General features: G+C 28.3%; 8 protein-coding genes. All 8 read left to right on the top strand.

The annotated features are described in order from the left end of the window. The first annotated feature begins 58 nt into the window (after positions 1–58). Positions 59–472, top strand: coding sequence for a 6-pyruvoyl tetrahydropterin synthase family protein (locus AB1Z17_RS11675; RefSeq protein ID WP_368051970.1), 414 nt, complete (start codon positions 59–61; stop codon positions 470–472). Beyond that, a complete protein-coding gene (gene folE, locus AB1Z17_RS11670) occupies positions 435–1136 on the top strand; it encodes a GTP cyclohydrolase I FolE (protein WP_368051969.1) in 702 nt (233 codons plus the stop codon). The genes AB1Z17_RS11675 and folE overlap by 38 nt, the downstream gene beginning before the upstream one ends. Before the next feature lie 4 nt (positions 1137–1140). Further along, entirely contained in the window at positions 1141–1362 is a 222-nt protein-coding gene (locus tag AB1Z17_RS11665; protein WP_368051968.1) for a hypothetical protein, read from the top strand. A gap of 6 nt (positions 1363–1368) precedes the next feature. Next, on the top strand, positions 1369–2052 hold the full coding sequence (locus AB1Z17_RS11660) for an SDR family NAD(P)-dependent oxidoreductase (RefSeq protein WP_368051967.1): 684 nt from the start codon (positions 1369–1371) through the stop codon (positions 2050–2052). 100 nt (positions 2053–2152) lie between these two features. Further along, positions 2153–2635: a glutathione peroxidase gene (locus tag AB1Z17_RS11655; RefSeq protein ID WP_368051971.1), complete on the top strand. Its 483-nt coding sequence runs from the start codon at positions 2153–2155 to the stop codon at positions 2633–2635. Positions 2636–2642: 7 nt separating this feature from the next. Next, positions 2643–3104, top strand: coding sequence for a TspO/MBR family protein (locus tag AB1Z17_RS11650; RefSeq protein ID WP_368051966.1), 462 nt, complete (start codon positions 2643–2645; stop codon positions 3102–3104). A gap of 3 nt (positions 3105–3107) precedes the next feature. Beyond that, a complete protein-coding gene (locus AB1Z17_RS11645) occupies positions 3108–3590 on the top strand; it encodes a cell division inhibitor (protein ID WP_368051965.1) in 483 nt (160 codons plus the stop codon). A gap of 33 nt (positions 3591–3623) precedes the next feature. Further along, on the top strand, positions 3624–4112 hold a 489-nt coding region (locus AB1Z17_RS11640), incomplete at its 3' end, for a CIA30 family protein (RefSeq protein ID WP_368051964.1).

The raw sequence follows: 4112 nt of genomic DNA, 5'->3' as shown, positions 1-4112 counted from the left end.
ATGAATGAGTGAAATTTAAAATTAATTGTTTAGCTTTGTATAAAAATAAATAAACAAAATGAATTTTAAGACAGCAATAGTCAGAAGAGAGCATTTTAATTCGGCACACAGATTACATAATTCAAGGTGGTCCGATGAAAAAAACATCGCTGTATTTGGTAAATGCAACAATCCAAATTATCATGGACATAATTACGAATTAGAAGTAAAAGTTATTGGCACAGTTAATGCAGATACTGGTTATGTTATAGATACTAAACAGTTATCGGATTTAATAAAAGACCATGTGTTAAATAAATTTGACCATAAAAATTTGAATTTAGATGTTGAAGTTTTTAAAACTTTAAACCCAACTGCAGAAAATATTGCTATTGTTATTTATAACATTTTGAGGCCTCTGATTGAGGATACTTACGAACTAAAAATTAAACTTTATGAAACACCAAGAAACTTTGTTGAATTTCCCTATTAATGGAACAAAACTAAACGGTTTTACATTTGATGAAATAGGAGACGATCACTTATATACGGGAATTAAAACTCCATTAACACCAACTGCCTTTGACATTTCTGATGAGGAAAAAAAAGAAAAGATAGCTAAATTATTTTCTCAAATAATGGAAGTTATGGGGTTGGACTTAACCGATGATTCTTTAAAAGGAACTCCAAAAAGAGTTGCCAAAATGTATATTGAAGAAATATTTTCAGGTTTAAACCCTGAAAATAAGCCTAAAATTGCTTTATTTGACAATAAATATAAATACAATCAGATGTTAGTTGAAAAAAATATTCAATTTTACTCTAATTGTGAACATCATTTTGTGCCAATTTTTGGCAAAGTACATGTAGCTTATGTTTCTTCTGGAAAAGTAATTGGGCTATCAAAAATTAATCGAATTGTACAATATTTTGCTAACAGACCTCAGGTTCAAGAACGATTAACAAATCAAATTGCACTTGAATTAGCTTCCATTTTAGAAACGGATGACATTGCTATTATCATCGATGCTAAGCATTTGTGTGTTGCTTCGAGAGGAATAAAAGATGATTCTTCGGCAACTGTTACAAGTTATTATGGAGGGGTTTTTAATCAGCAAGAAAAAATTGTAGAACTTCAAAACTATTTAAAATTATAAAAATATGGAATTAGTTGAAAAAGCGTTGGAATTTGAGGAGCGTAAACTTTCATTAAAAACAACAAACGAACGGATTTTAGCTTCAAGAGAAGTGAAAGGATTGATTTTAGGGTTAAATGAAATTTATAAAAAAACAAAAAACCCTGAATTAATGGATATTATGAAGCGTTTAACAGTTATTAAGAAAAAAATTGAAAAACGATTAAAATTACGGATTACTATATAAATTTATATGAAGACAATTGTAATTATAGGTGGAAGCAAAGGTATTGGAAAAGCAATTTCTACTGTTATGTTAGATGAAAATTGTGTAATTAATATTAGCAGGTCTCAACCAGAATTTTCTCATCGAAATTTAACACATTATAATTGTGATATTTTAACAGATGATTTGCCAAATCTAGAAAAGGTTGACACATTAATTTATTGCCCAGGAAGTATAAATTTAAAACCTTTTGAACGTTTAAAAATAGAAGATTTTAAAAATGATTACGAAATTAATTTTATTGGTGCAGTAAAAGCAATTCAAAAATATTTACCAAATTTAAAAGAAACAGATAATGCAAATATCTTATTATTTAGTACGGTTGCTTCTAAATTAGGAATGCCTTTTCATACGAGCGTTGCAAGTGTAAAGTCAGCAATTGAAGGTTTGGTAAAATCGTTAGCCGCAGAATATGCTCCAAAAATAAGAATTAATGCAATTGCACCAACTGTTACAGATACAACTTTGGCGGCAAAATTATTGAGAAATGATCGGCAAAAGGAACAAATGATAGAAAGACATCCCTTAAAAAAATATTTAAATCCCGAAGAAGTTGCTCAAATGGCTGTTTTTCTAATTTCAGATAAAGCAGCATCTATGTCTGGGCAAATATTCGAAATGGATTGTGGAATAACTTCATTCAAAAATTAATCATAAAATCAACATAAAACACATGAAAATAGCTGGTTTAATATCAAGTATAATACTTTCAGTATTTTTTATAAATGAAACAAATTTAAATAACACATATATGAGTTCTCAATCGTCTTTGTATGACATTACAATAAATAGTATTACAGGAGAAGCAATTAATTTGAAAGATTTTAAAGGCAAGAAAATATTGTTTGTAAACACTGCATCAGAATGTGGTTTTACAGGGCAATATGAAGACTTGGAAAAGTTACATAAAATGTACAAAGATAAATTAGTTGTAATCGGAATTCCTTGTAATCAGTTTGGAGGTCAAGAGCCGGGTACATTAACTGAAATTAAAAGTTTTTGTGAAGTTAATTACGGAGTTACATTTTTAATGACCGAAAAGGTTGATGTTAAAGGAGACAATCAACATCCATTATATGCTTGGTTAACAAAGAAAGAATTAAATGGTGTTAAAAGTTCATCAGTAAAATGGAATTTTCAAAAATATTTGATTGATGAAAATGGAGATTATATCGATTTTTATTATTCAATAACGAAACCATTAAATAATAAAATTACAAAGCAACTACAATAAAACTAAAATGAAGCAAATAATGTGGTTAGTATTGTTTTTACTAATAAATTTTTCCGCACTTGGTATTGGTAGCTGGTTAATGAATAATGGTCCAACATCTGGCTGGTATTTAGCATTAAACAAAGCTCCCTGGACTCCTTCAGGGTGGATTTTTGGAGTAGCTTGGACAACTATTATGATCTGTTTTTCAATATATTTATCGTATTTGGTAAACATTAAAGAAACCAATACGTTTTGGATTCTTTTTAGTATCCAATTTATTCTAAATGTATCTTGGAACTACATATTTTTTAATCAGCACGCTATAGGTTTTGCATTGATTGTAATAATTTCACTTACAGTTTTAGTTGGCTATTATTTGTTCAGTTTCCTTTCTGAAATGAAATTTAAATCCTTATTAATTGCACCATATTTTATATGGTTATTAATTGCAACTAGCTTAAATGCTTATTCTTATTTAAAAAATTAATTTATGAAATTTTCATCAAAAGGAATTGTTTATCGTCTATCTTCAAAACAAAAGTTGCCAATTACAGTTGATAAAGCTTGGGAGTTTTTATCAAGTCCAAAAAATTTAAAAACAATTACGCCTGCTTATATGAGTTTTGATATAGTATCTGGAGCCGATAAACCTATGTTTGCAGGACAAATAATACAATATATTGTAACTCCAGTACTAGGAATTAAAACCAATTGGGTTACGGAAATAACACACGTTGTGGATCAGCAATATTTTGTTGATGAACAGCGATTTGGACCTTATGCTCTTTGGCATCATAAACATTTTATTAAAGAAATTGATGGTGGTGTAGAAATGGAAGATATTATAGATTATAAAGTTCCTTTTGGTTTTATAGGTAGGTTGGTACACCCAATTCTTGTAAAACCAAAACTGACTGAAATTTTTAACCATAGAACCAAAAAGCTTATTGAACTTTTTGGAGAATACAAATAATAAACAATGTCAATTTTTAAAATTCTTATACTTATGTCCATACTTTTAAATACAAACCATACCATTGTAGATTTTACAAAAAACAGCAAATTACACAGTTGGTCAATTGTAAATGATGTTGTAATGGGAGGTAAATCTACTAGTTCTATTAGTATTAATACCGAAGGAAAAGCTGTTTTTAAAGGAGAAGTATCTGTAGAAAATAATGGTGGGTTTTCTTCATTAAGACATCGTTTTGATAAGCTAGATGTTTCTAAATTCAAGAAAATTAAAATTCGTTTAAAAGGAGATGGAAAAAAGTATCAGTTTAGAATAAAACCATCTATGTTTAATCAATATTCATATGTTTATCATTTTCAAACAAATGGAGATTGGCAAACTATAGAAATAAACTTAACGGATTTTACTCCTGTTTTTAGAGGTAGAAAATTAGATATGCCAAATTTTTCAGGAACAGAATTAGAAGAAATTGGATTTTTAATAGGTAATAAACAACAAGAAAAATTCGAACTTATTTTAGAT

Source organism: Lutibacter sp. (genome assembly GCF_040883305.1).
In the GTDB taxonomy this organism is placed as follows: domain Bacteria; phylum Bacteroidota; class Bacteroidia; order Flavobacteriales; family Flavobacteriaceae; genus Lutibacter.
The sequence above is the reverse complement of the archived record's forward strand: the minus strand, read 5'-3'. Positions and strand labels throughout refer to the sequence as shown.

Coding starts and splice junctions, on each gene's coding strand:
- AB1Z17_RS11675 (WP_368051970.1), top strand. CDS start 59: ATGAATTTTAAGACAGCAATAGTCAGAAGAGAGCATTTTAATTCGGCA.
- folE (WP_368051969.1), top strand. CDS start 435: ATGAAACACCAAGAAACTTTGTTGAATTTCCCTATTAATGGAACAAAA.
- AB1Z17_RS11665 (WP_368051968.1), top strand. CDS start 1,141: ATGGAATTAGTTGAAAAAGCGTTGGAATTTGAGGAGCGTAAACTTTCA.
- AB1Z17_RS11660 (WP_368051967.1), top strand. CDS start 1,369: ATGAAGACAATTGTAATTATAGGTGGAAGCAAAGGTATTGGAAAAGCA.
- AB1Z17_RS11655 (WP_368051971.1), top strand. CDS start 2,153: ATGAGTTCTCAATCGTCTTTGTATGACATTACAATAAATAGTATTACA.
- AB1Z17_RS11650 (WP_368051966.1), top strand. CDS start 2,643: ATGAAGCAAATAATGTGGTTAGTATTGTTTTTACTAATAAATTTTTCC.
- AB1Z17_RS11645 (WP_368051965.1), top strand. CDS start 3,108: ATGAAATTTTCATCAAAAGGAATTGTTTATCGTCTATCTTCAAAACAA.